Annotated in this window: 21 protein-coding genes and 1 pseudogene; 5 read left to right on the top strand and 17 right to left on the bottom strand. The window is 66.1% G+C overall.

Translation table 11 applies throughout. The features are described 5' to 3' along the window. Nucleotides 1-42 precede the first annotated feature (42 nt). Complete coding sequence (gene trpS, locus DL899_RS03440) at nt 43-1,062, bottom strand: tryptophan--tRNA ligase (RefSeq protein ID WP_111732425.1); 1,020 nt, start codon at nt 1,060-1,062, stop codon at nt 43-45. Between the two features lie 74 nt (nt 1,063-1,136). Between trpS and DL899_RS03435 the strand changes: the two genes are divergently transcribed. Next, on the top strand, nt 1,137-1,838 hold the full coding sequence (locus tag DL899_RS03435) for a rhomboid family intramembrane serine protease (protein WP_111732423.1): 702 nt from the start codon (nt 1,137-1,139) through the stop codon (nt 1,836-1,838). A 72-nt stretch (nt 1,839-1,910) separates the two neighbouring features. Here DL899_RS03435 and murJ read toward each other — a convergent pair whose 3' ends face one another. From murJ to yghU, 3 genes are all read right to left on the bottom strand, one after another. Beyond that, complete coding sequence (gene murJ / locus DL899_RS03430) at nt 1,911-3,455, bottom strand: murein biosynthesis integral membrane protein MurJ (RefSeq protein WP_111732421.1); 1,545 nt, start codon at nt 3,453-3,455, stop codon at nt 1,911-1,913. Between the two features lie 87 nt (nt 3,456-3,542). After that, nucleotides 3,543-4,253 (bottom strand): NYN domain-containing protein, encoded by a 711-nt coding sequence (locus DL899_RS03425; RefSeq protein ID WP_111732419.1) that lies wholly within the window; start codon nt 4,251-4,253, stop codon nt 3,543-3,545. Nucleotides 4,254-4,350: 97 nt separating this feature from the next. Continuing rightward, nucleotides 4,351-5,223, bottom strand: coding sequence for a glutathione-dependent disulfide-bond oxidoreductase (gene yghU / locus DL899_RS03420; protein ID WP_111732417.1), 873 nt, complete (start codon nt 5,221-5,223; stop codon nt 4,351-4,353). 186 nt (nt 5,224-5,409) lie between these two features. Here yghU and DL899_RS03415 point away from each other — a divergent pair, with 186 nt between their 5' ends. Then, nucleotides 5,410-5,751 carry a hypothetical protein gene (locus tag DL899_RS03415; protein WP_111732415.1) on the top strand — a complete coding sequence of 114 codons (342 nt, stop codon included), beginning with the start codon at nt 5,410-5,412 and terminating at the stop codon, nt 5,749-5,751. A 34-nt stretch (nt 5,752-5,785) separates the two neighbouring features. Here DL899_RS03415 and DL899_RS03410 read toward each other — a convergent pair. The 4 genes and pseudogenes from DL899_RS03410 to mnmC2 all read right to left on the bottom strand — a co-directional run. After that, a pseudogene (locus tag DL899_RS03410) lies at nt 5,786-5,926 on the bottom strand (S-(hydroxymethyl)glutathione dehydrogenase); the annotation flags it as partial. Nucleotides 5,927-6,457: 531 nt separating this feature from the next. Continuing rightward, nucleotides 6,458-7,570: an S-(hydroxymethyl)glutathione dehydrogenase/class III alcohol dehydrogenase gene (locus DL899_RS03405; RefSeq protein WP_111732413.1), complete on the bottom strand. Its 1,113-nt coding sequence runs from the start codon at nt 7,568-7,570 to the stop codon at nt 6,458-6,460. An 85-nt stretch (nt 7,571-7,655) separates the two neighbouring features. Continuing rightward, nucleotides 7,656-8,525: a DMT family transporter gene (locus DL899_RS03400; RefSeq protein WP_111732411.1), complete on the bottom strand. Its 870-nt coding sequence runs from the start codon at nt 8,523-8,525 to the stop codon at nt 7,656-7,658. Continuing rightward, nucleotides 8,522-9,214: a tRNA (5-methylaminomethyl-2-thiouridine)(34)-methyltransferase MnmC2 gene (mnmC2, locus tag DL899_RS03395; RefSeq protein ID WP_111732409.1), complete on the bottom strand. Its 693-nt coding sequence runs from the start codon at nt 9,212-9,214 to the stop codon at nt 8,522-8,524. Before mnmC2 ends, DL899_RS03400 begins: the two co-directional genes overlap by 4 nt. Before the next feature lie 85 nt (nt 9,215-9,299). On the opposite strand from mnmC2, the gene DL899_RS03390 reads away from it, so the two are divergent. After that, entirely contained in the window at nt 9,300-10,337 is a 1,038-nt protein-coding gene (locus DL899_RS03390) for an NAD(P)/FAD-dependent oxidoreductase (RefSeq protein ID WP_111732407.1), read from the top strand. A gap of 65 nt (nt 10,338-10,402) precedes the next feature. On the opposite strand, the gene DL899_RS03385 is transcribed toward DL899_RS03390, so the two are convergent. Next, nucleotides 10,403-12,490, bottom strand: a complete 2,088-nt coding sequence (locus DL899_RS03385; RefSeq protein WP_111732405.1) for a beta strand repeat-containing protein — start codon at nt 12,488-12,490, stop codon at nt 10,403-10,405. Between the two features lie 274 nt (nt 12,491-12,764). Then, nucleotides 12,765-13,640 carry a 4-hydroxy-tetrahydrodipicolinate synthase gene (gene dapA, locus DL899_RS03380; RefSeq protein ID WP_111732403.1) on the bottom strand — a complete coding sequence of 292 codons (876 nt, stop codon included), beginning with the start codon at nt 13,638-13,640 and terminating at the stop codon, nt 12,765-12,767. Between the two features lie 126 nt (nt 13,641-13,766). On the opposite strand from dapA, the gene DL899_RS03375 reads away from it, so the two are divergent. After that, on the top strand, nt 13,767-15,749 hold the full coding sequence (locus DL899_RS03375; protein ID WP_111732401.1) for a lytic transglycosylase domain-containing protein: 1,983 nt from the start codon (nt 13,767-13,769) through the stop codon (nt 15,747-15,749). Nucleotides 15,750-15,765: 16 nt separating this feature from the next. Here DL899_RS03375 and DL899_RS03370 read toward each other — a convergent pair whose 3' ends face one another. The 3 genes from DL899_RS03370 to DL899_RS03360 all read right to left on the bottom strand — a co-directional run bounded on the left by DL899_RS03370 (nt 15,766) and on the right by DL899_RS03360 (nt 18,388). Further along, nucleotides 15,766-16,515, bottom strand: a complete 750-nt coding sequence (locus DL899_RS03370; RefSeq protein WP_111732608.1) for a C40 family peptidase — start codon at nt 16,513-16,515, stop codon at nt 15,766-15,768. A 70-nt stretch (nt 16,516-16,585) separates the two neighbouring features. Beyond that, nucleotides 16,586-17,977, bottom strand: coding sequence for a leucyl aminopeptidase family protein (locus DL899_RS03365; RefSeq protein ID WP_111732400.1), 1,392 nt, complete (start codon nt 17,975-17,977; stop codon nt 16,586-16,588). A gap of 72 nt (nt 17,978-18,049) precedes the next feature. Next, nucleotides 18,050-18,388, bottom strand: coding sequence for a hypothetical protein (locus DL899_RS03360; RefSeq protein ID WP_338049641.1), 339 nt, complete (start codon nt 18,386-18,388; stop codon nt 18,050-18,052). 190 nt (nt 18,389-18,578) lie between these two features. Here DL899_RS03360 and DL899_RS03355 point away from each other — a divergent pair, with 190 nt between their 5' ends. Continuing rightward, nucleotides 18,579-19,229 carry a carbonic anhydrase gene (locus DL899_RS03355; protein ID WP_111732606.1) on the top strand — a complete coding sequence of 217 codons (651 nt, stop codon included), beginning with the start codon at nt 18,579-18,581 and terminating at the stop codon, nt 19,227-19,229. A 12-nt stretch (nt 19,230-19,241) separates the two neighbouring features. On the opposite strand, the gene DL899_RS03350 is transcribed toward DL899_RS03355, so the two are convergent. The 4 genes from DL899_RS03350 to dapE all read right to left on the bottom strand — a co-directional run bounded on the left by DL899_RS03350 (nt 19,242) and on the right by dapE (nt 24,158). Continuing rightward, nucleotides 19,242-20,879, bottom strand: coding sequence for a DUF4139 domain-containing protein (locus DL899_RS03350; protein ID WP_111732396.1), 1,638 nt, complete (start codon nt 20,877-20,879; stop codon nt 19,242-19,244). A gap of 164 nt (nt 20,880-21,043) precedes the next feature. Further along, the gene (locus DL899_RS03345) at nt 21,044-22,216 is read right to left on the bottom strand and encodes an MFS transporter (protein WP_111732394.1); all 1,173 of its coding nucleotides are present in this window, start codon (nt 22,214-22,216) and stop codon (nt 21,044-21,046) included. 90 nt (nt 22,217-22,306) lie between these two features. Continuing rightward, complete coding sequence (locus DL899_RS03340) at nt 22,307-22,867, bottom strand: TIGR04282 family arsenosugar biosynthesis glycosyltransferase (RefSeq protein ID WP_111732392.1); 561 nt, start codon at nt 22,865-22,867, stop codon at nt 22,307-22,309. Nucleotides 22,868-23,006: 139 nt separating this feature from the next. Beyond that, nucleotides 23,007-24,158, bottom strand: a complete 1,152-nt coding sequence (dapE, locus tag DL899_RS03335; protein WP_111732390.1) for a succinyl-diaminopimelate desuccinylase — start codon at nt 24,156-24,158, stop codon at nt 23,007-23,009. Nucleotides 24,159-24,220: the final 62 nt, after the last annotated feature.

The raw sequence follows: 24,220 nt of genomic DNA, 5'->3' as shown, positions 1-24,220 counted from the left end.
GGGGCGTGCGCAGGCGGACAGCCGCCCTGCGCGGGCGCGCAATCAGGCCCCGACCATGCCCATGATGCGATAGGTGTCACGCAGGATCGGCGCGGCGATTTCACGGGCACGTTCAGCCCCCCGCGCCAGGATACGGTCGATTTCGGCCACGTCCTGCATCAGCCGCCCCATCTCGGTCGAGATCGGGGCAAGCTGGGCAACCGCCAGATCGGCCAGCAACGGCTTGAACTCGGAAAACGGGCGCCCGCCCATCTCGGCCAGAACCGCCTCGGCGCTCTGCCCCGCCAGCGCGGCGTAGATATTGACCAGGTTTCGCGCCTCAGGCCGTGTGTCCAATTCCTTGAGTGTTTCGGGCAGCGGCTCGGGGTCGGTCTTGGCCTTGCGGATCTTTTTCGCAATCGTGTCGGCATCATCAGTCAGGTTGATCCGGCTCATGTCAGAGGGGTCGGATTTCGACATCTTCTTGCCCCCATCGCGCAGCGACATCACCCGCGTCGCTGCACCCTCGATCACCGGTTCGGTGATGGGAAAGAACTCGACCCCGAAATCATGGTTGAACTTGCGCGCAATCTCCTGGGTCAGTTCCAGGTGTTGTTTCTGGTCCTCGCCCACCGGCACATGGGTGGCGTGATAAACTAGGATGTCGGCGGCCATCAGCGCCGGATAGGCGAACAGCCCCAGACTGGCCTGTTCGGCGTGCTTGCCGGCCTTGTCCTTGAACTGGGTCATCCGCTTCATCCAGCCCATCCGCGCGACGCAGTTGAAGACCCAGGCCATCTGCGTGTGCTCAGGCACCTGCGACTGGTTGAAGAGGATCGAACGTTCCGGGTCCAGCCCCGAGGCGATGAACCCGGCCGTCAGCTCGCGCGTGGCGTGGCGCAGCGCGTCGGGGTCTTGCCAGACGGTGACGGCGTGCAGGTCGACCACGCAATAGATCGACTGAACGCCGGTTTCCTGCGTTTCGGCAAAGCGTTTGAGCGCACCAAGATAGTTGCCCAGGTGCAGGTTTCCCGACGGCTGGATGCCGGAAAAGACACGCGGGGAATGAGCCGCCTCGGCCATTTGGGGAACTCCGTCTGGAATTTGTCGCCGGCCTCGCTTACTTGTGGCCGCGCATGGCGTCAAGGAGAGCCCACATGAACCGCCCCGCCAATCCCGGCCCCGAGGCCCAGGGTCCCGTCAATCCGCTGCCGCTGACGGTGGTGCTGCTGGTGGCGATCATGGCCATCGTCGAGGGCGCGTTCACACTGGGCGCGCGCGGCCTGATCGGCGGCCCCGAGGCGGTGGGCTGGCGCGCGGCGGCGATTCAGGATTACGGCTTTTCCAACCGCGCTATCGGCTGGATGCTGGAAAACGGCGTGTTGCGGGCTGACTACCTGATCCGCTTTGTCACCTACCCGTTCGTGCATGCCAGTTTCACCCAGATGATCTTTGCCGCCGTGCTGACGCTGGCGCTGGGCAAGTTCGTGGGCGAGCGAATGCCGCAATGGTCGGTGCTGGTGCTGTTCTTCGCCTCAGCCATTCTGGGGGCGCTGACATTCGCGCTGGTCGTGCCGGACGGCCCCGGCCTGGTGGGCGCGTTTCCGGGGGTCTACGGGCTGATCGGCGGGTTCACCTGCCTTTTGTGGCTGCGGCTGGGCGAGGTCGGCGCGCCGCAATACCGGGCGTTTTCGCTGATCGGGCTGCTTTTAGCGCTGCAACTTGTCTTTGGCCTGTTCTTCGGCAGCGGGCTGATGTGGGTGGCCGATCTGGCCGGGTTCGTCTGCGGGTTCCTCGTCTCGTTCCTATTGGTGCCCGGCGGCTGGGCGCGGCTGCGGGCAAAGATCCGGCATCGTTAGGCGGCAGCCCGGATCGAAACAGGTTCCTGATCGGAGTGCATACGCTCGGGGCGGGATTGATTGCCCTTCGCCCTACCTGCGCCGCCTGAGCGCATTGCGGAACTCTGACAGACGGAACGCCCCGATTGCCTGTCCGACCAGGGCATAGCTGACCACCCCCGAGCCGATCAGCGCCAGCAACGCCAGCCACCGCCAACCGCCGTAGCCGAAAAGCGGGGTCAGCAGCGCCGAGGCGCCCCACAGCACCGCCCCCATCACCAGCGAGGCGGCGCAGATGCGCCAGGCCCGGCGGCGAAAGCGGTCATCGAACCGGGCGACCTCGCCAAAGGGGCGGGCGCCGCGCACCAGTTGCCAGACCATGATCCAGCCGGCGGCGGTCGTGGCGATGGCGGCGGCAATCCAGCCCACGGCATAGGCCAGCCCCACAGCCACCGCCGCGTTGACCACCATCGCCACCACAGCAAAGCGGAACGGGCTTTTCGTGTCCTCGCGCGCGAAATACAGCGGCTGCAACAGCTTTTGCAGCACGAAGGCCGGCAGCCCCAGCCCGTAGATCGCCACTGCCAGCGCCGTGGCGGCGGTATCGTCGGACGCGAACGCGCCGCGCTCGTAGAGAACCGAGACCAGCGGCAACGGTATCGTCACCAGCGCCACCGCGGCAGGCACCGTCAGCGCGAGAGAAATTTCGCCCGCCCGCGATAAGGCTTCGCGCGCGCCGGTGTCGTCCCCAGCCTTCAGCCGGCGTGACAAATCGGGCAGCAGAACGATGCCCACGGCGATGCCCACCACCCCCAGCGGCAACTGGTACAGCCGGTCAGCGGAATAAAGCCAGCTCACCGCCTTGTCATAGTTCGACGCCACCAGCTGCCCGACCAGCAGGTTGATCTGCACCACCCCCCCGGCCAGCGCGGCGGGAATGGCGATGCGCACCAGGCGCGCCATCTCTGGCGTCCAGCGCGGGCGCACCGGGCGGATGCGCAGCCCCGCACGCCCCGCCGCCACCCACACCAGCGCCAGTTGCGCCGCGCCGGCGAAGGGGATCGTCCAGATCAGCGCCTGCGCCACGGCGCCCCCCAGCGCCCAGGCGGCCACCATCGCCGTGACCAGCATCACGTTCAGCAGCACCGGCGCGGCGGCGGCGGCGGCAAACCGTCCGGTCGCGTTCAACACCCCCGAAAACAGCGCCGCCAGCGAGATGAAGAAAATGTAGGGAAAGACGATGCGCCCGAATTCCACCGTGATGTCAAAGCGTTCGTCGCCCCAGAACCCTTCGGCCGTGGCATAGACCAGCGCCGGCATGAACACCATCGCCAGTCCGCTCAGCGCCAGCAGCACCAGCGCCAGGCCCGACAGTGCCAGGCTGGCAAAGCCCTCGGCCCCCTCGCCCGCCTCGAGCCGCTTGGAAAACATCGGCACGAAGGCGGCGTTGAACGCGCCCTCGGCAAAGAAGCGGCGGAACATGTTGGGCAGGCGGAACGCGGCGACATAGGCATCCATCAAGACGCCCGGCCCCAGCAGACCCGCGATCAGCACGTCGCGGACAAAGCCCAGCAGGCGGCTCAGCATCGTCCAGCCACCCACGGTCAGCACACCGGACATCAGGCGGATGGGTTGCATGGGGTTGGTGCCTTTCGCCTCGGATCAGGTCACGAAAACCGGATAGAGCATCACGCGACGCGGGGAAAGCCCCGCGCCGCCGGCGGCTCAGTCGACCCGCCGCACCAGAAGCTGGTTGCCGGGGCCGGTCTTGGTCTCGAACACCTTGAGTTCCTTCACCAGGTCACTCAGCTTTTTCTTGCCATAGCTGCGGGTGTCGAAATCGGGCTTGTCGGCCTGGATCTGCTGGCCGATCCGGCCCAACGGGAACCATTCGTCGTCCTGGTCGATCTTTTCCATCGCGTCGGTGATCAGGCGACGCGCCTCGGCGATGCGCCCGGTATCGAGCACCGCCGCCCCGGTCTTTGCGGGGGCGGTGTCCTCGATCAGGTTTTCGATCGCCACGAAGCGATTGCAGGCGTTCTTCAGCGCATCGGGCGCCTTGGCCTCGCCGATGCCAATCACCGTCAGGCCCTGTTCGCGGATGCGGCTGGCAAGGCGGGTAAAATCACTGTCCGAGCTGACCAGAACGAAGCCGTCGAAATGGCCCATATGCAGGATATCCATGGCGTCGATCACCAGCCCGATATCGCTGGCGTTCTTGCCTTTTGTATTGGCGGTCTGCTGGTGCTGCACCAGCCCCAGCTTCTGCGCCGTCCTGGTCCAGCCAGAAAGCTGCTGGTTGGACCAGTCGCCATAGACGCGCCTCAGCCCCGGTTCGCCATAGCTGGTGACCTCTCGCAAGATCGCCTCGGCGAATTTCGAGGGAACGTTGTCGGCGTCGATGAACACGGCAAGACGCTGGTTTCGTTCGGGCATTGGCAGTCTCCTTTCAGAACGCAAGATGCCCCAAGGATGCGGGGGGCGAAACCACTAATTGGCGCCGCCCCTCCGTTATACCCCCGGCGTGCGGGGCTTAGCCGTCCTGGCTGATCTTGTCCTGGGTCCGGGTGTCGAAATCGGATGCGGAATGACGCTCCCACAGCTGTTCATGGGGCTCGCCAGACGTCCTGTTGACCATCCTGCCGCGCTGCACCGCCGGGCGCGCGTCGATCCGGCGGGCCCAGTCCATCACGTGTTCGTATTCGTGCAGGCTGAGAAAACTCGCCGCATCATCATAGGCCCGGCCCAGCGCGACATTTCCGTACCAGGGCCAGATCGCCATATCGGCGATGGAATAGTCATCCCCGGCGATATAGGGCCTGTTGGCCAATTCACGGTTCAGAACGTCGTACTGACGCTTGGTTTCCATCGCGTAGCGATTGATGGGGTATTCGTATTTTTCCGGCGCGTAGACATAGAAATGGCCGAACCCACCGCCCAGGAACGGCGCGCTGCCCATCTGCCACATCAGCCAGTTGATCACCTCGGTGCGGTCCGGCCCCGAGGCAGGCAGAAAGGCGCCGAACTTTTCGGCCAGGTGCATGAGGATCGAACCCGACTCGAACACGCGCACCGGCTTGTCACCGCTGCGGTCGAGCATCGCTGGGATCTTCGAGTTGGGGTTGATCTCGGTAAAGCCCGAACCGAACTGGTCGCCATCGCCGATGCGGATCAGCCAGGCGTCGTATTCGGCGTCATGGCCGGCCTCGAGCAGTTCCTCGAACATCACCGTGACCTTGACGCCGTTGGGCGTGGCCAGCGAATAAAGCTGAAAGGGATGCTTGCCCACCGGCAGCACCTTGTCATGGGTCGGCCCGGCGATGGGACGGTTGGTCGAGGCAAAGGCGCCCCCGTTTTCCTGGTCCCAGGTCCAGACCCTGGGCGGGATATAGGTGTCGTCGCTCACGTGAAGTCCTCCGTGTAATCCGGGTTCAGAGCTAACCCTACCGGAAGCGGATGCAAGCTGCACGCGCGCACATGTGCCGGTGCGCGAATGCCGTCGAATACGCGCCCGCCGCCGGGGGCGGCCTGCGCCCCCATATTGAAAGGCAGGGATGCGCCCCCGTATCCCTACCCTGATGGGGGATCGACAATGAAAATTCCACACCCGCGAAACCGCGTCCTTGCCCTGCTCGCCGCCGCGATCGGACTTGCAACTGCCACCACGGCGCCGGTGCAGGCGCAGTCGCTGGCCGACATGCTGGATCGCGTGCCGCAGGCGGGAAGCATCATGCGCAACCTCGACCGCAGGAACCGCGTTCAGCGCCAATGGTATGGACAGCAACAGTGGCAGCAGGATCGCCGCGACGACGGCACCTATCGCCACCGCCGCCGGGGCGAAACGGAATATGAGCGCCAGATGCGCGGCCTTTACCGGCCCGGCTATGACATCGACAGCGTTTTGCGGAACAACTACCACGGCAACCGCCAATAGCGCGGCGGCGCAGGGCGCACCGCCATCGCATAGATCAGTAGACGACCACGCTGCGGATCGATTCACCCGCGTGCATCATCTCGAACCCCTTGTTGATCTCTTCCAGCTTTAGCGTGTGGGTGATCATCGGGTCGATCTCGATCTTGCCCTGCATGTACCAGTCGACGATTCTAAACTTGCCCGTGTCACCGCGTCTATTGGCGATGCCTATGTTAGGTCTGAAACTATTTCTTCCCATTCGGATTCTTGAATCTCAATTGGTACGAACGTAGTCGTACCCGTGAAATTCAACGTAGCGGAAATACTGCCTTTCCAAGGGATACGATTCAATAGCGCCCACTTCTGCCGAGCCATTTCCTTTGAAACTTGTTTCATCCCATCGGAAAGCGGTTCAATCTTGAATGGTAGCACCCAAGGCTCGGGCCAAATATCCGTAACCGTGGCGTGAGGATCAGCCTTGCTCTTGACAATAAACGGAGTAGTGAACGCGTGCGCGGGATTGCAGTAGAGCAACCCGACATCACTAGGGCAAAGATATTTCTCTGCTTTCGTGGTTCGAGCACGCATTGCTGCGTCAGATACAGTGGCGACGGCCCAAGTCCTCGCGCTGATACCAAGAGGGATATTCTTGGTATCGCGACATGCGAAGCAAAATAACTTCAAAGTCATCTCCCTTGTTGTCGAGAAACCCGGGCTGCCAGACTTCTCAGTAGACCACCACGCTGCGGATCGATTCGCCCGCGTGCATCATCTCGAACCCCTTGTTGATCTCTTCCAGCTTCAGCGTGTGGGTGATCATGGGGTCGATCTCGATCTTGCCCTGCATGTACCAGTCGACGATCCTGGGCACGTCGGTGCGCCCGCGTGCACCGCCAAACGCGGTGCCGCGCCAGACCCGCCCGGTGACCAGCTGGAACGGCCGGGTCGAAATCTCGGCCCCCGCCGGCGCCACGCCGATGATGATCGATTCACCCCAGCCCTTGTGTGCGCATTCCAGCGCCGTGCGCATGACACCCACGTTGCCGGTGGCGTCAAAGGTATAGTCCGCGCCGCCGCCGGTCAGGTCCACCAGATACGCCACCAGGTCGCCCGTGACCTTGGACGGGTTGACGAAATCGGTCATGCCGAACCGCTCAGCCATCACCTGCTTGTCATCGTTGAGATCGACACCGACGATCTGATCTGCGCCCGCCAGCCGCAGGCCCTGGATAACGTTGAGCCCGATACCGCCCAGGCCAAAGACCACCGCGCGCGATCCGATTTCTACCTTGGCGGTGTTGATCACCGCGCCGATGCCGGTGGTCACGCCGCAGCCGATATAGCAAATCTTGTCAAAGGGCGCGTCCTTGCGCACCTTGGCCAGCGCGATCTCGGGCAGGACCGTGTGATTGGAAAAGGTCGAGCAGCCCATGTAGTGCAGGATCGGCGTGCCATCGAGCATCGAGAACCGGCTGGTGCCATCGGGCATCACGCCCTGGCCTTGGGTCGTGCGGATTGCCTGGCAAAGGTTGGTCTTGGGGTTCAGACAGTATTCGCATTCACGGCATTCGGGCGTGTAGAGCGGAATGACATGATCACCCGGCTCGACCGAGGTCACGCCGGGGCCGACCTCCAGCACCACGCCCGCGCCCTCATGCCCCAGGATCGCCGGAAAGGCGCCCTCGGGGTCGGCGCCCGACAGGGTGAAATCGTCGGTGTGGCAAAGCCCGGTCGCCTTGATCTCGACCAGGACCTCACCTGCCCTGGGCCCGTCGAGATTGACCTCCATGATTTCCATCGGCTTGCCGGGCTCCAGGGCCACGGCGGCGGTTGTGCGCATCGCTCGGTTCTCCTCTGACGTTGTTCCCGGTCGGCGTGACTGTGGGCGAAACGAGGCGTCGATGCAATATTCGCGAGCTACCGACCTATGCCCGCGCCCAACGTTCGCGCCACAGGGTAAACAGGCCCGCCGCCACGATCAGTGCGGCACCTGCGGCGACGTTGGGGCGGATCGTTTCGCCAAAGAGCGAAATTCCCAGAACGCTGGCGAATGCCAGCTGGAGATAGGCAAAGGGCTGCACGGCGCTGGCCTCGGCCAGTTCATAGCACTTGATCAGCGTGTAATGGCCCAGTGCCCCGGTCACGCACAGCGTGGCCATCCATGCCCAGTCGGGCGCGCTCATCGGTTCCCAGAACCAGATGCCGACCGCTGTCATCGCCACCATGCCCGTCGTCCCGGTCCAGAAAAAACTGGTGGCCGCACTGTCGCGGATGCCGGCATATCGCGTCAGCAGCCCGTAAAGCGCAAACATCAGCGCGGCGATCAGTGGCACCACCGCCTCCGGCTGAAAGACGCCAAAGCCGGGCTCCAGGATGATGATGACGCCGACGAACCCCACCGCGATCGCCGCCCAGCGCCGCCAGCCCACCCGCTCGCCCAGCACGGGCCCGGAAAGCGCCGCGACGAGCAGCGGATAACAGGTGAATACCGCATGGCTTTCGACAAGACCAAGCAGGGTAAAGGCCAGCACCATGACACATATTTCGGCCACCAGCAGCACACCGCGGAACGCCTGTATCCAGGGGATCGAGGTTGCGGCGGCGGCACGAATGCCCCCCGCGCGCCGCCCGGCCACGGCGATAACGAAGGCGGCAAAGAACCAATAGCGGACCATCACCACCATCAGCACGTTGTATTCACTGGCCAGGTGGCGCGAAATGCCGTCCTGCACCGCAAAGATGAACGTGGTGGCCACCATCAGCAGGATGCCGGCACGGGTGTTCTGCTCGGTCATATCATCGGCTTTCGCAGGGTTGGCTTATGGGCCGTGGTCATGTGCCGCTTGCGGCCATAGCCCGGAACGCGGGTAACTTCAAACCCGACCGCCGCCAGCCCCCGCCGCACCGCCCCGGCGGCGGTATAGGTGGCCGCCGTGCCCCCCGGTGCGGTGTGGGCGAACACCTGCGACAAGAGCGTTTCCTCCCACAGTTCGGGGTTCTTTGCCGGTGCGAAACCGTCAAGAAACCACGCATCCGCCACCCCCGTCCAGCCCGGCAGGGTGGCGCGCGCGTCGCCCTCGACCAGGCGGAATCGCAGGTCGGGCAGGTCAATCTCCGCCGCCCCCCAATGCGGCGCCAGTTCGGCCGCTGGCATGGCCAACCCGGCAAAGGCGGCCTGCGCGCGGCGCATGTCATCCGGTGTCATCGGAAAGGCCTCGAAAGCGGTATAGCGCAACACCCCCGCCTGCCCGCTTTCGCGCCAGAGCCTCAGCGCCGCCAACAGGTTCAGCCCGGTGCCAAACCCCAGTTCGGCAATATGAAACCCGTCAAAAAACCGTTCCGGCAGCCCGTTGCCGACCAGAAAGACATGCGCGGTTTCCGCCAGCCCGTCCTCGAGGCTGAAATAGGGGTCGTCGAAACGGCGCGAGACCGGCACCGCGCCGCGCCAGTCGATAATCGCGTTTTCCTTGGCATCCTGCGTCATTATGCCCTTTCCGGCTGTGGCTCTCTACACCCGCGCCATGACCTGCGATAGTACAGCCAGCAGAGAGTGCAAAGGAGCGCGACCAATGGCAAGGCCCGACGTCACCGTGATGGGGGCAGGCATCTTTGGGCTGTCGGTGGCCTGGGCCTGCGTGCAAAAGGGCGCGCGGGTGCGGGTGATCGACCCGGCGGGCCCCGGCGCGGGCTGTTCCGGCGGGCTGGTGGGGGCGCTGTCCCCACATGTGCCCGAGGCATGGAACGATCTCAAGGCGTTCCAGTTCGACAGCCTGCTGATGGCGCAGGGGTTCTGGGCCGGGGTCGAGGCGGTATCGGGCATTACGCCCGGCTACGCGCGGCTGGGCCGGTTGCAGCCCATCGCCGACGACAAGGCGCTGGCGCTGGCCCGGGCGCGGGCAGAAACCGCGCGCGAATACTGGGGCGACGCCGCCCTGTGGGAGGTGATCGAGACCCCGTCAGAGGGCTGGGCGCCAGTCTCGCCCACCGGCTGGCTGATCCGCGACACGCTCAGCGCCAGGATCAATCCGCGCCGCGCCTGCGCCTCGCTGGCGGCGGCATTGCGGGCCCGCGGCGCGGAACTGGTCAGCGAAGGCACGGCAGAGGGCAAGGTGGTGCACGCCACCGGCGTGGCCGGGCTGCTGGAACTGACACAGGCCCTGGGCTGCACGGTTGGCGGCGGCGTCAAGGGGCAGGCGGCGCTGCTGCATTTCGCGGCCCCTGACAGCCCGCAAATCTATGCCGACGGCCTGCTGGTCGTGCCGCATGCGGATGGCACCACCGGCGTCGGCTCGACATCGGAGCGCGACTATGACGACCCCTTTGCCACCGACGGCAAGCTCGAAGAGGTGATCGAGCGCGCCATGCAGGTCGCGCCGGTACTGCACGGGGCGCGGGTTGTCGCGCGCTGGGCCGGGCTCAGGCCGCGGGCGCGGTCGCGTGCACCGATGCTGGGCGAACACCCGCTGCACCCCGGCCAGTACATCGCCAATGGCGGCTTCAAGATCGGGATCGGCATGGCGCCCAGGGTCGGCCAGGTGATGGCGGACCTGGTGCTTGACGGCATCGACGCGATCCCCGAAAGGCTGCGCCCCGAGGCGTCGCTCTGATCTCTGAAACGAAACGCGCCGCCCGGTTCGACCCGGACGGCGCTGTCATGCGTGTATCTCTTGCCTCAGACGAAGATCACGTCGCCGCCGCCGAGTTCGGAAAGCTGCGTATCCTCAAAGATGATCTGCTGCCCGCCGGCTGCGATGACCACGTCGTCGCCCGCCTGCGAGATGAACGGGAGAAGGTTCCCGACGGCAAAGCCGCTGGGCAGCCCGACAAAGGCGAGATGGTCCACACCGGCCTCAAAATCGGTGATGGTCATGGAGTCGCCGCCCATGACGAAGGCAAAGATATCGGCGTCTTCCCCGCCGGTCAGCACATCGTCGCCGCTGTTGCTGACCATGGTGTCGTCGCCTGCCCCACCTTCGAGCGTGTCGTTGCCACCCCGGCCTTGCAGCCAGTCGGCGCCGTCGTTGCCTTCGAACCGGTTGGCATTGGCGTCACCGTAGATGTCGTCGTCGAAATCGGTGCCACGCACCCCTTCGACATCGTAAAGCCTGTCGACAAAGGCGTCGCCGTTCCAAGTGCCGATCGCGCCGTCGAGGTCAAGGTCTACACGGACCCCGCTGTCATAACCGCTGCGGTCATAGCGGATCGTGTCGAAACCGTCGGCGCCATCGACGCTGTCGTTGCCGCCGCGCACGATGAACGAATCGTCGCCGGCGCCGCCCAGCAACGAATCATCGCCGTTGCCGGTACGGATCGTGCCAATCGTGCCGTTAACGGTATCGGTGAACCCGTCCTGCTGGATGATGCCGGCACCCAGATCGGCCATGACCGCGCCGTCGCTGTAATGATAGCCCAGCCGGATACTGCCGTCGCCGGAGATATTGAAGGTGTCGTTGCCGTCCCCGCCGACCATTTCACCCCATTGCTGGGCCGCGGTGTTGATGGTGAAGACATCGTCGCCACCCGTACCCTGGACCTGAAGCCCGCCGGTGGTCCAGCCGGAATTGAGCACGTTTTCCACGTTCACGAGCATGTCGGTGCCATCGACCCCGGCGTCGATGGTGCCGGTGTTGGCCGCGCCGTCGATGTTGACGGTGATCGGCTGGCTGAGATCCCAGTGGGCCAAGCCGACCCAGCCGTTGACGATATCCGAGAAGTCGATGGTGTCGTTGCCGGTCCCGGCCACGATGTTGTCGCCGGTGCCGTCATTGTCGCCGGGGTTGATCAGGTCGTCACCCGAACCGCCGAGAAGGGTATCGTTGCCGGCGCCGCCCATCAGCGTGTCGTTGCCGCCATTGCCGTCGAGCTGGTTATCGCCCGCATCGCCGGTGATGCTGTCGTTGTGGCTGCTGCCGCGCACCCATTCAATGTTGCTCAGCGTGTCGCTGAAGGCGCTGCTATCCCATGTGCCCGAGGCGGTACCGGCGAAAAGGTCCACGGTGACCCCGCTGTCATACCCGCCGCGGTCATACCGGATGGCATCGAAACCGTCGCCGCCATCGACGGTGTTGTTGCCGCCACGCACGATGAAGGACTCGTCGTTGTCGCTGCCGAGCAGCGAATCGTCACCGTTGCCGGTGCGCAGTTCCCAGACCGCGCCGTGGACCGAGTCGGTGAACCCGTCCTGCTGGATGGTGCCGGCGTCCAGATCGGCGACAACCGCGCCGTCGCTCTGATGATAGCCCAGCCGGATACTGCCGGCGCCGGAGATGTTGAAGGTGTCGTTGCCGTCCTGGCCGATGAGTTCGGCCCATTGCTGAGCCACGGTGTGGATGGAGAAAAAATCGTCGCCATCGGTGCCGCGCACCGACAGCCCGCCCGTGGTCCAGCCGGAATTGAGCGGGTTGGCCACATTGATGAGCGTGTCTGTGCCCTCGGCCGCGGTCGCAATGTTGGCGAAGTTGGACCCGCCGTTGATGTTGACAGTAATCGGGCCGCTGAGATCCCAGTGCTCCAGACCGACCCAGCCGTTGACGATATCCGAAAAGTCGATGGTGTCGTTGCCAGTTCCGGCCAGGATGCTGTCGCCGGTGCCGTCATTGTCGCCGGGGTTGATCAGGTCGTCACCCGATCCGCCCACCAACGTGTCCGCGCCCCCAAAACCGTTGAGGGCATCGTTGCCGCCGAAACCCTCGATGAGGTCGTCATCCGGGGTTCCAATGAGCGGATCGTCGCCAGGTCCGCCGCCAACATAATTCGCCATGTTATTTCTCCTCTAAATCAGTCAGGCATTATAAATTGGAGTGAACCACTCCAATTCATGGGTGTCCACATCTATTTCGGGAAGAATGCAGTTATTTTCGGGTGCTGTATTGCCCCGCGTGCGGCCGGCCGAACAATTCCGCCCGCGCGTGTAATCCGTCGCTTTTAGCGGTCTGCCGGCCACGCGCGTCGGCCGGAATCGGCCTTCTTTGGTGGATCGCAACGCTCGGCACCGTGCCCCGGGCCGGGCATTCGCCACCGGCTCTTGCGGTGCCTCAGTTCATCAACCCGGCATGACGCATCGCGTCCTCGACCAGCGCCTTGGTCGGCTCTGCCAGCCCGGTCAGGGGCGAGCGCACCTCTTCGCTGCACAGTCCCAGCCTGGACATCGCATATTTGACGCCCACGGCCCCCGGCTCGGCAAAGATCGCCTTGTGCAGGGGCATCAGCCGGTCCTGCAGTTCCAGTGCGCGGGCATAGTCGCCAGCCAGGCAGGCCGCCTGCACATCGGCCACCAGCCGGGGCGCGACATTGGCGGTGACCGAGATCACCCCCTGCCCGCCCTGGGCGTTGAAACCGTGGGCCGTCCCATCCTCGCCGGAAAGCTGGATGAAATCCGTGCCGCACGTTATCCGCTGCAGGCTGACGCGGGCCAGATCGCCGGTGGCGTCCTTGACCCCGATGATGCGCGGCAATCTGGCCAGCTCACCCATCGTTTCGGGACTCATGTCGATGACCGACCGACCCGGAATGTTGTAGATGATGATCGGCAGATCGCAGCAATCGTGCAGGGCGGTGAAATGCGCGATCAGCCCTCGCTGGGTGGGCTTGTTGTAATAGGGCGTCACCACCAGCGCGGCAGCGGCGCCGACCTTTTCGGCGTGCTGCATAAAGCGGATGCCCTCGACGGTGTTGTTCGACCCGGCCCCCGCGATCACCGGCACCCGGCCGGATGCGGCGCGCACCACTTCCTGGATCACGCGCTCGTGCTCTTCGTGGGTCAGGGTCGGGCTTTCCCCGGTGGTACCCACGGGCACCAGCCCATCACTGCCCTCGCCGATATGCCATTCCACGAGGTTCTTGAGGGTCTCATAGTCCACCTCGCCGTTGCGAAACGGCGTGACCAGGGCGGGAAAGGATCCTTTGAACATCGGCGGGCTCCATCATCTTGCGGGGCCGGCGCGGGCGGCAAGCCGCCGATCTTCCACCATTACCGGTGGACTTGCGCCGCGCCTCGCGCATAGGCTGGATATGTCTATCCTTCGCACGAACGGAAAATGCAAGAGATGCTGCGCTTTCTCTATGCCGTTTTGGTGGTTTTCGGCCTCTCGGCACCGCTCGCGGCGCAACAGGACGGCACCGAAAACACTCGGCAGATCGCACCGCGCCCGCTGGCCAGCGGGCTTGACGCCGCGCGTGCCGGACGCTGGCAGGCGGCGGCGCATCTTGCCAGCCGCGACGGACCGGCGGCGGCGGCAATCATCGAATGGATGCGGCTGAGCGCCGGGCTGGGCGACCCGGCGGATGTGCTGGCCTTTCTCGACACCCATCCCGACTGGCCCGGACTGGACGCGCTGCGTCGCAAGAACGAAGAGGTCATGACCAATGCCGGGTTCGACGACGTGCTGGCGTTCTATCAGAACTACCGCCCGCAGACCGGAGCCGGCGCGCTGAACCTCGCCCGCGCACGGATCACCCGCGGCGAAGCGGGCGAGGCCGAGGCCGGCGTGGTGCTGGCCTGGCGCACGCTCGATCTGTCAGAGCAGGAGCATGATGATTTCATCGCCGCGCACGCGGAACTGCTTAAACCGCATCATGCCGCGCGGCTGGAAATGGCGCTGTGGCGTGGCCTGCGCGACGCCCGGCAGATGCTGCCGCTGGTGGATGATGAAACCCGTGCGCTGGCCAAGGCGCGACAGCTGCTCAAGGCCGGCGGCACCATAGACGAGGACGACCTGCCAAAGGGCGGCGCCACGAATGCCGGCATCACCTATGAACTCTTTATCCGCGACATCGACAGCGGCCGCTCGAAAGACGCCATCGACCGGATCATGGCGCAAAGCAACCTGCCCGACGGGTTGGGCGAACCGGGCCGCTGGGCCGGCTGGCGGCGTTACCTTGCGCGGGCCGAAATGCGGGCCGGCAATTCCGATACCGCCTATCGCCTGGCGGCCAATCACCAGCTGGTCGACGGGTCGAGCTATGCTGACCTGGAATGGCTGGCGGGTTACTTGGCGCTGAAATACCTCGACGCGCCGGAACTGGCGCTGGACCATTTCCAGCGGTTCCGCGCCGCGGTTGAGGGGCCGATTTCGCTTGGCCGGGCGGGGTATTGGCTGGGTCGCGCACAAGATGCGATTGGCGACGTGCAGGCAGCACAGCTGTCCTATGCCTCTGGCGGGCAGTTCCAGACCAGCTTTTACGGGCTGCTGGCCGCCGGGCGTGCCGGGCTGGCCCCCGACCCCACGCTGGCCGGCACGCCGCCCGAGGGTGGCTGGCGGCAGGCCGGGTTTGCGCAAACGCCCCTGTTCCAGGCCGGGGTGCTGCTGCTGGCCGCCGGGCAACTATCTCTTTCCGAACGGTTCTTCGTGGCGCTGGCCGAAACGCTGGACGAGGACGATCTGCGCCGCCTGGGTCACGCGCTGGAAGAACTCGACGCGCCGCATCTGCAGGTGATGGTCGGCAAGGCCGCGGCGGGGCGCGGCATCGTCGTGCCCGGCCCCTACTATGCGCTGCACCCTATGCACCGGATGGATATGCCGGTTCCCACCGAACTGGCGCTGGCCATCGCAAGGCGCGAAAGCGAATTCGACGCCGCGGTGCAAAGCGGGGCCGGGGCGCAGGGGCTGATGCAGCTGATGCCGGGCACCGCGTCGGACATGGCCCGCGCGCTGGGGTTGGAAAACCCGCGCGGCCGTGCCCTGAACGACTGGCAGTTCAACGCGCAGCTGGGCGCGGCTTACCTGGCCGGGCTGATCGAGCGTTTCGACGGCAACGTGGTGATGGTGGCGGCGGGCTATAACGCCGGCCCCGGTCGCCCGCTGCGCTGGATGGAAGAGATGGGCGACCCCCGTGGCAGCGGCGAGGAAAAGATCGTCGACTGGATCGAACACATTCCGTTCCGCGAAACCCGCAACTATGTCATGCGGGTGGCCGAAAGCCTGCCGGTCTACCGCGCCCGGCTGGGCAAGCCGCCACTGCCGGTGCCTTTCGGGCAGGAACTCAGCGGCGCCGGACTGCGAAAAATGGCGCTCGATTAGCAACGAAACGGGCGATTCACCGGGTTTGTTCCAGCCGCTTGTGGTGGGTGATGCACCCGTCGCCCTGGGCCTCGATACGCGCCAGCGCCTGCTGCAGCGGCTCATAGGCCACCGCCATGTCACGGGCGTTGGCGTGGATCAGCGTTTCCGCATCCGCGACCCAGGCGACATGACCGGCCCAGAACAAAAGATCGCCCCGCAGTGGCGGCGTGCCCTCGGGCAGCGCATGACCCAGCTCCGCCGCCTGTTCGTCGCTGTCGCCCGGGCAGGCGATGGCGCAGGCAAGGCAGGCGATCTGGACCAGCCCCGAACAGTCGATGCCGAAGGCGCTGTTGCCGCCCCAAAGGTAGGGCGTGCCGATCAGCCGTTCGGCCACCGCCACCGGGTCGGCGGCGGGGGTGTCCAGGGGGGCCAGATGCCCGGCGGGGACGAACCCCTGCGGTGTTTCGGCAAAGGCGTCCGCACGGCCAGTGACCTCCAGCAGGCTGCCAAGACTGAGCGATGCGCGCTCTCGCGACTTGAGGTCGGGTTCGGAATAAAGGTGGGTCGCCCGCGCGCTGACCCGGTGGTTGGGTTCGGGCAGGTCGGCCAGCACATCGCGCCGCATCCAGCCGGGATAGCCGTCGCGCAGCGCCTCGGCCCGCACCCAGCCGTCGCGTTCGTCTTGCAGGCGCACCGCCTCGCCCATCAGCAACTGGCGGTCGCGCGCGCCGCCGGGGTCGCGCAGCAGATCCGCCACCGGCACCGCGACACGCAACACCGTCATGGCCGGCACCGGGGGGTGCACCCGGGCACAGACACGCCGCTGATACCAAATACCGTCAATGCCGGATCGCTCATGCCTCTGCCCCGTCGCCAAGGGCCTTGGGCAGCGCATCCAGCAGCGCGCGCGCGCCCATGCCGACACCGCCCTTGGGGCGCGCGGGCGCGTCCTTGGGCGACCAGCCATAGATGTCAAAATGGACATAGCGCCCGTCCCCGGCAAAGCGGCGCAGGAACAGCGCGGCGGTGATGGCGCCGGCGAAACCACCCGAAGGCGCGTTGTCGAGATCGGCAGTGCCCGGCTCTATCATCGCTTCGTAAGGCGCATGGAACGGCAGCCGCCAGACCGGGTCGGCCACCCGCGCCCCGGCGGCATCCAGCGCCACCGACAACGCCCCGTCATCGGTGAAATAGGGCGAGATGTCAGGCCCCACCGCCACCCGCGCCGCGCCGGTCAGCGTGGCCATCGAAACCATCAGGTCCGGCGTTTCCTCGGCCCCCAGCGCCAGCGCGTCCGCCAGCACCAGCCGCCCCTCGGCATCGGTATTGTTGACCTCGACGGTCAGCCCGTTGCGCGCCTTCAGGATGTCACCGGGGCGAAAGGCATCGCCCGACACGGCATTTTCCACCGCCGGCACCAGCACCCTCAGCCGCAGATTCAGCCCCAGCGTCATGATTATTTGCGCCAGCCCCAGCACCGTCGCGGCGCCGCCCATGTCCTTTTTCATCAACCCCATGCTGTTGCCGGGCTTGAGGTTCAGCCCCCCGGTGTCGAAACAGACCCCTTTGCCGACCAGCGTCAGCGCCGGGCCTGCATCGCCCCAGCGCATGTCGATCAGCCGGGGCACGCGCGCGGCGGCACGGCCCACCGTGTGGATCAGCGGCAGGTTGCGCGCGATCAGGTCCTCGCCCCGGATCACCTCGATCGTGGCACCGTGGTCGCGGGCCAGCCCGGCGCAGGCGGTCTCCAACTCTTCTGGCCCCATTTCGTTCGCCGGGGTGTTGATCAGGTCGCGGGTCAGGAACTCGCCCGCGGCGATGGCGCTCAGCCGCGCGGCATCGACGCCCTCGGGCGCGATCAGGCGGGCGCGCGCGGGTTTTTGCGCGCGGTAGCGGTCAAAGCCATAGCTTGCCAGCAGCCATCCCAGCGCCTCTTCCTCAGCGTGCTCAAACGGCAGCCCCTCCAGCCGATAGACACCTTCGGGCAAGGCCGCGGCCGCGGTGGCAAGATGAAAGCGGCCGCGCGCGCGCGCCTCTGGCCTGCCGTAACCTGCCACCGCCATGTCCAGTTGCCCGCCCTCGCCCGGCACGGTCAGGACGCGGCCCAGCCCCGCGGCAAAGCCGTTGGCGCGCAGCCACGCCGCGACGTGCTTTGGCTGCGCCTCGATCCAGGGGTCGAGCGCATCCTCGGCGATGACGTAAAGCGGTATTGCGGTGCTGTCGGAGGGGGCGAAGTCCGGGGTCATGCGATGCCTTTGCTGTCGGGTGGGTCGTATCGCGGCCCAGCCTAGCCACCCGCGCGCCGCCTGCAAGCCCCTCTAGCCCGCCGGCAGATCCCATATCCGGGCCAGCGACACCTCGCCCACGCGGTGCAGCCGCGCCAACGTCGCCACCAGCGCCACCGCATCGTCGCCCTCGCTGCAGGCGGCGACATCGCGCGCCACCCGCGCCAGCGCCGGCATCCCCAGCTGTTCGGCGATGGCGCCCATGCTGCGGGCGCATTTGCGCATCCCGCCGGTTTCGCCCCGCCGGTGCAGACCGTCAAGCTGCCCCAGACGGGCGGAAAGTTCCTGCAACGCGCGGCTGACCACATCCTCTGCCGCGCAATGCCCCAACCGCATGAAAAGCTCTTCCAGCCGATCCGGATCCAACCGCACCGATTCCGTCTGACTGAGACGCGTCACCTGTCCCAAAACCGCACCCCTCGACCCAATGCCCCCCAGCATGATCGCCATACTGGCGCCGCAGGGTTCGCAAATGGTTTCCAAGGCGGTCAATTCTCGCTCGAATTATCTGTCAATTGCGACTATCACGGCGAACGAACAAACACCTCCCACGGGGGACAACATGGACCAAGCACGCCCGCTACCAGGCTATCTGATCGAACGTTACCGCGGCTGGAAGGCTACGAAGTACAAGGAAAACGAGGCCTGGTATCGCCATCTGGCGAAAGAGGGTCAGCACCCCCGCGCTATGGTTATCAGCTGCTGCGACAGCCGCGTACATGTCACCTCGGTTTTCGGCGCCGACCAGGGTGAATTCTTCTTGCACCGCAACATCGCCAACCTGGTGCCGCCGCACGAGGAAGAAGGCCAGCATCACGGCACCTCGGCGGCGGTGGAATTCGCGGTTGCCGCGCTCAAGGTGCCGCACCTGATCGTGATCGGGCATTCCGATTGCGGCGGGGTCTCTGGCTGCGATGCGATGTGTTCGGGTCATGCGCCCGAACTGGAGGAAAAGACCAGCTTTGTCGGCCGCTGGATGGATATCCTGCGCCCCGGCTATGAGCGGGTGAAAGACATCACCGACCAGTTTGAACGCAAGAGGGCGCTGGAAAAGCAGGCCATCCTGGTGTCATTGGAAAACCTGATGACCTTTCCCTTCGTCGCGGAGGCAGTGCGCGGCGGCACGCTCACGCTGCACGGGCTCTGGCATCACACCGGCGAGGGCGAACTGGAACAATACGACGCCGAGAGCGGAGCTTTCGAGCCGCTCTGAGGCGACTCAGCCCTATTGCAGCACCATGTCCTCGGGCCATTTCAGCCGGTGTGACAGGGTGACGGTGCGGGTCTCACCGGCCGGCAGGTCGAACCGCCAGGCCAGCACGCCGCGACGCCCGTCGAGGTTTTCCTCGGCCGGGCGTGGCTCGGCGCTCCAGCTGATCAGCAGGTCTTCCTGTTCGGAATAGGGCACGCGGTCGATCAGCCGTATCGGCCAGGCCTCTGCGGTCAGGTTCTCGACCTCGATGCGCACCTCTTCGTTCACCTCGCTCGACCGGGTGATGACGCCGCGGTCGCCCTCGCTGCGGTCCAGAACGGTGCGGGTCACCTGCAACCCCTCGATGGGCCCAAAGCCCAGATCAGCACTGCCGCCGGCGGGAATCATCTCCAGCGGGCGGCGAGCGACGAAGCGCCCGTCGAGGTAAAAGCTTGCCTCGTTCGTGGGCAGGATCGGCTCGTCGCTTTCGTTGGTCATGCGCGCAACCAGAAAGGCGGTGCTGTCCGAAAGCGGGGCGGCCTGCGCCACCGGGTCGGCCTGTGCCGTCAAGGTGCCAAGACCGATGCGCACCGAATCAGCGCCCGAAGCGACCGAAACCGGATCGGGATAGACATAGCTGACCGACAGCCCCTCGAATTGCGGCGCAGCCATGACCGGTTTGGCGGCCAGCGATCGTTCCTCCATCACCGCGCCCGCGGCGAAATCGGCCGCTGGTTCAGCCCGTACCAGCGGCATCGGCACCGGGGCGTCGGGGTCGGTGATCCGGCGCAGCCACGGCCAGACCTCGCCCGGCTCGGTACGCTGACTGGGGCGGCTGGTGGACAGTTTCAGCGCCACGTCGCGCCAGTTCTCACCCGTCGATTGCGCAACCAGCGCGCCGCGCTCGATTTCCAGCCGGCCGCTGTCGCGGTCAAGCCGCAGGTCATAGACCGGCTGCCAGCCGGCCTGCTGAATGGTGTAGGTCACGCGCAGCCGGCCCTCGGCGGCGGTGTCCGACAGAACCGACACCGCCAGCATGGCGCGCTGCTCGGTCTCGGGCACCAGCGTCGCCAGCGCCTGGCGGGCGCGTTTCAGGTCTTCGCGCAGGGTCTTGAGGTCGCGGTCGGCCTCTGCCACGCGGCGCTTGGCGTCCTCGGCCGTGCGCAGGGCTGACAGCGTTTCCTCCCCGATCATCGACACCAGCGCGCGCAGGGCCTCGGGGTCGCGGGTTGCCACGCCATCGGCACCGCCCAGCGCCTTGAGAAAGCTGATGCGCGCTTGCGCCGCCTGGGCATCCAGCCTGATCGCCTCGACCGCCGCCTCACCGTCGCGCAGCGCCGCCTCCAGCCGCTCGACCTCGGCCTTGGCGGCCTCGATGGCGGCATCGGTGTCGGGCGTGCGGGGCGGAACGAAATCGTTGCGGGTGCTGACACTGCCCATCGACGCGCCGTCGACCTCTACCCGGACCGATGCCAGCGGCGTGCCTTGCGGCAGGTCGGTCAGGATCAGGCTGTGCGCCCCCGCTGGCATCTCGAACGGTACCTCGCGGGTGACGGTCGCACCGCGCGGGTACAGCGTGACCGTGGTCACATCGGACGACAGCGCAATATCGTCGGCCAGCGCGGCGGCTGGCAGCAGGGCCAGAAGGATTGGAAGCGGGCGAAAAAACATCAATGCGACTCCGGGCAAGGCAAATCAAATGCACGCTAAAGACTGCGCCAGCCCCGTCCCCCGGCGCAAGGGGGTTTCGGTATCGCACGCAAAAGGGCGGCGCACCTGCGCGGATTTCGGCCAGAAAGCCGCCGGCATCGCCTTGCGGCCGATAGAGGCGGGCCTCAGCCCAGGTTGTCGCGGCTGAACAGGTAGATGCAAAGCCCGATCAGCAGCGCCAGCCCGAAAAAGCCGAAGATCGCGCTGTATCCCGCCAACATGCTGCCGCTGGACGCTGTGGCGTATAGCGGGCCAGTCACAAACTGCGCCACACCGGCCCCGCCGATGGCAAAAAGGTTCAGCATTGTCACCCCCCGCCCGGCCAGATGATCGGGGATAAAGCTGCGCCCATGCGCGACGATCATCGGGAAAGAGGCGCCGAAGAACCCCGCCATCGCCAGCAATGTCACCGACATCGCAAGCCCTCCATCCGGCCAGGCCCACAGCGCGCCGATCGCCACCAACGCCATCAGGTTGCCGAAAAAGATCACCCATTTGCGGGTGCGAAAAACCCGGTCAAGCGGACCATAGGCCAGCGTACCCGCGATCATCGCCACCCCCATCACCAGCGTTGCCTGCCCCACCTGTGCGGTGCTCAGCGCAAAGACATCCGTCAGATACGGCCCCGCCCACAGCCCGCGCAGCGCCGCTGACGGCGCGTAGGCCACGAACATGATCGGCAGGATCGCCCAGATTGCCGGGATTTTCAGCAGGTCCAGCACCGATCCGCGCCCGTCGTCCTCGGCGCGTTCCGGGTCACGGACAAGGACATGGATACCCAGCGCCACAAGCGCCGTCAGCACGGCCAGCACGGCCATCGAGGCACGCCATCCCATGGTCTCGGCCGCCAGCGCCATCGGGTAGGAGGCCACCAGGTTGCCCAGCGAACCGACCCCCACCATTAACGCGCCCAGGGTGGCGAACTGCGCCGGCGGGAACTGGCGCGCAAAGATGTAGTAAGACGCCATCAGCACCGGCGAACAGCCCACCCCGATCAGGGCCATCGCAATGCCGAGCTGCAGCGGCCCCGTTGCCAGCGCGAACAGTGCCGCCCCACCGCCACACCCCAGCAACAGCAGAACCGAGGCGGTGCGCCGAGGCCCGATCCGATCCAGCGCCCAGCCCACCGGCAACTGCATCGCGGCAAAGGCGATAAACCAAAGCCCCGAGGCAAAGGCCAGATCATCCGGCCCGGCGCCGATGTCGCTTTGCAGATCACCGCTCAGCACGGCCAGAAAGGCGCGGAAGAACTGGCTGAACACATAGGCGAGGCAAAGCAGGGCAAGACCCGCGCGCATGGCTGAACTCCTCACGGGAAAGGTCCGGATTGGGTGACATGGAACAGCGGCAATGACAAGCGGCCAACATCTGTCGGCGCCGATATCCGGCTAGGCGCCCGCCCGCAGGTCGGCGGCGGTATCGACGTCGCGCAGCCGGTCGATCAGCGCGATGCGCGCGCCCGGCAGGGTCGCCATGCTGTCGGCCAGCGCGTGACGGGTCGACCAGCGCACGTGTTGCAGGAACCCCGCCGGCACCGCGCCGCTGCGCCTGAGCCCGACCAGCCAGTAACCGCCATCATGGGCCGGTCCGAACACCGCATCGTGCCGGCCCAGCGCGGCAAAGGCGCGTGCGATGTGGGGCTTTCCGATCCCCGGTATGTCACCGCCGATCACGCAGACCGGCCCCGGCGGCAGGGCGCGGAAAACCCGCGCCATTCGTTCACCCAAGTCACCGCCGCCCTGCGGGATGCGCGGCAGATGCGCGGGCCAGCAGCGCGACGCCGCCGCGGCGCGGTCAGGCGCCACCGCCAGCACCAGCCGCCAGCGCGGGTCATCGAGCCGGCGAAGCAGCGCCGCCGACTGATGCCGGAACCACCACGCCGCCGCCACCGGGCCAATGTCGCGCGCCAGCCGCGTCTTGACCCGTCCCGGCCGGGGTTCCTTGAGCATCACCACCAGTTGGCGACGATTCACAGCGCGCGCTCCATCGCCTGTTGGGGCAGGCCGCCAGCACCCGGGAATTGCGGCCCGAGTAGTGTGAACCTCGGGTTTTCGCAAAAACCCGGTACTGTCGGCCCGGCCCGCAGTGTCACGCGAAATAATCCTGCAGGATACGCCGGTATATCGCCTTGAGCTGGTGTATCTGGGCGATCTCGACCCGTTCGTCGACCTGGTGCATGCTCTGCCCGACAAGACCGAACTCGATCACCGGGCAGTGATCCCTGACGAAACGCGCATCAGACGTCCCGCCTGAGGTCGACAGCACCGGCGTCACCCCGGTTTCGGCCTCTACCGCCCGCGCCACCAGGTCGGACAGCGGCCCCGGCGGGGTGAGAAAGCTCTCACCCGAAACCTTGACCTGCATCTCACCCGCCAGCCCGAATTCCTCTGCCACGCGGTCTAGCTCGGCCTGCAGCCAGCGCGTCAACCCGGCGCCGTCATGGGCGTCGTTAAAGCGGATGTTGACGGTGGCGCTGCAGCGCGCGGGGATGACATTGGTTGCCGGGTTGCCGGTGTCGATGGTCACCGCCGCCAGCGTCGAGGGGTCGAAATGCGCGGTGCCGGTATCCAGTTCATGCGACGACAGCCGGTCGATCAGCCGCGCCATCGCCGGCACCGGGTTCCTGGCGCGGTGGGGATAGGCGACATGCCCCTGCACACCGATCAGCGTGATCCAGGCCGACAGCGACCCGCGCCGCCCGATCTTGATCATCTCGCCCATGCGCTCGGGGCAGGTGGGCTCTCCCACCAGGCAGGCATCCATCCGCTCGCCCGCCTCTTTCATCCAGTCGAGGATCGCGCGCGTGCCGTCGATGGCGTCACCCTCTTCGTCACCGGTGATGGTCAAGATTACCGCGCCGTCGGGCGGGGTTTCGGCAACAAGGTCGATGGCGGCGGCGGCAAAGGCCGCCACGCCCGATTTCATGTCGGTCGCGCCGCGCCCCCACAGGAAACCGTCCCTTTCAACCGCGCCGAAGGGCAGCACGCTCCACGCTGCCTCGTCGCCCACGGGCACCACGTCGGTATGCCCGTTGAAACCAAAGGTTCGCGCCGCGCCCTTGTCGCCCCAGCGGGCAAAAAGGTTCGCCACTCCGCCGCGGTCTATGCGCGTGCAATCGAACCCAGCCGCGCCCAGCCGGTCGGCCAGCAGCGTCAGCGCACCACCCTCATCCGGCGTGACCGACGGGCAGCGGATCAATTCGGCGGTCAGCAGGGCGGGGTCAAGGGGGGTATGGGCCATCGGGTTCCTCTTACGGGGTTTTTGACGAAATCTCGGCCTGTGTTCCTTGGCCACAGGGTCTA

Origin of the sequence: Roseovarius amoyensis (assembly GCF_003260265.1) — a bacterium.
In the GTDB taxonomy this organism is placed as follows: domain Bacteria; phylum Pseudomonadota; class Alphaproteobacteria; order Rhodobacterales; family Rhodobacteraceae; genus Roseovarius; species Roseovarius amoyensis.
Note: the sequence above shows the minus strand (reverse complement) of the source record. Positions and strands in the feature narration are given on the sequence as shown.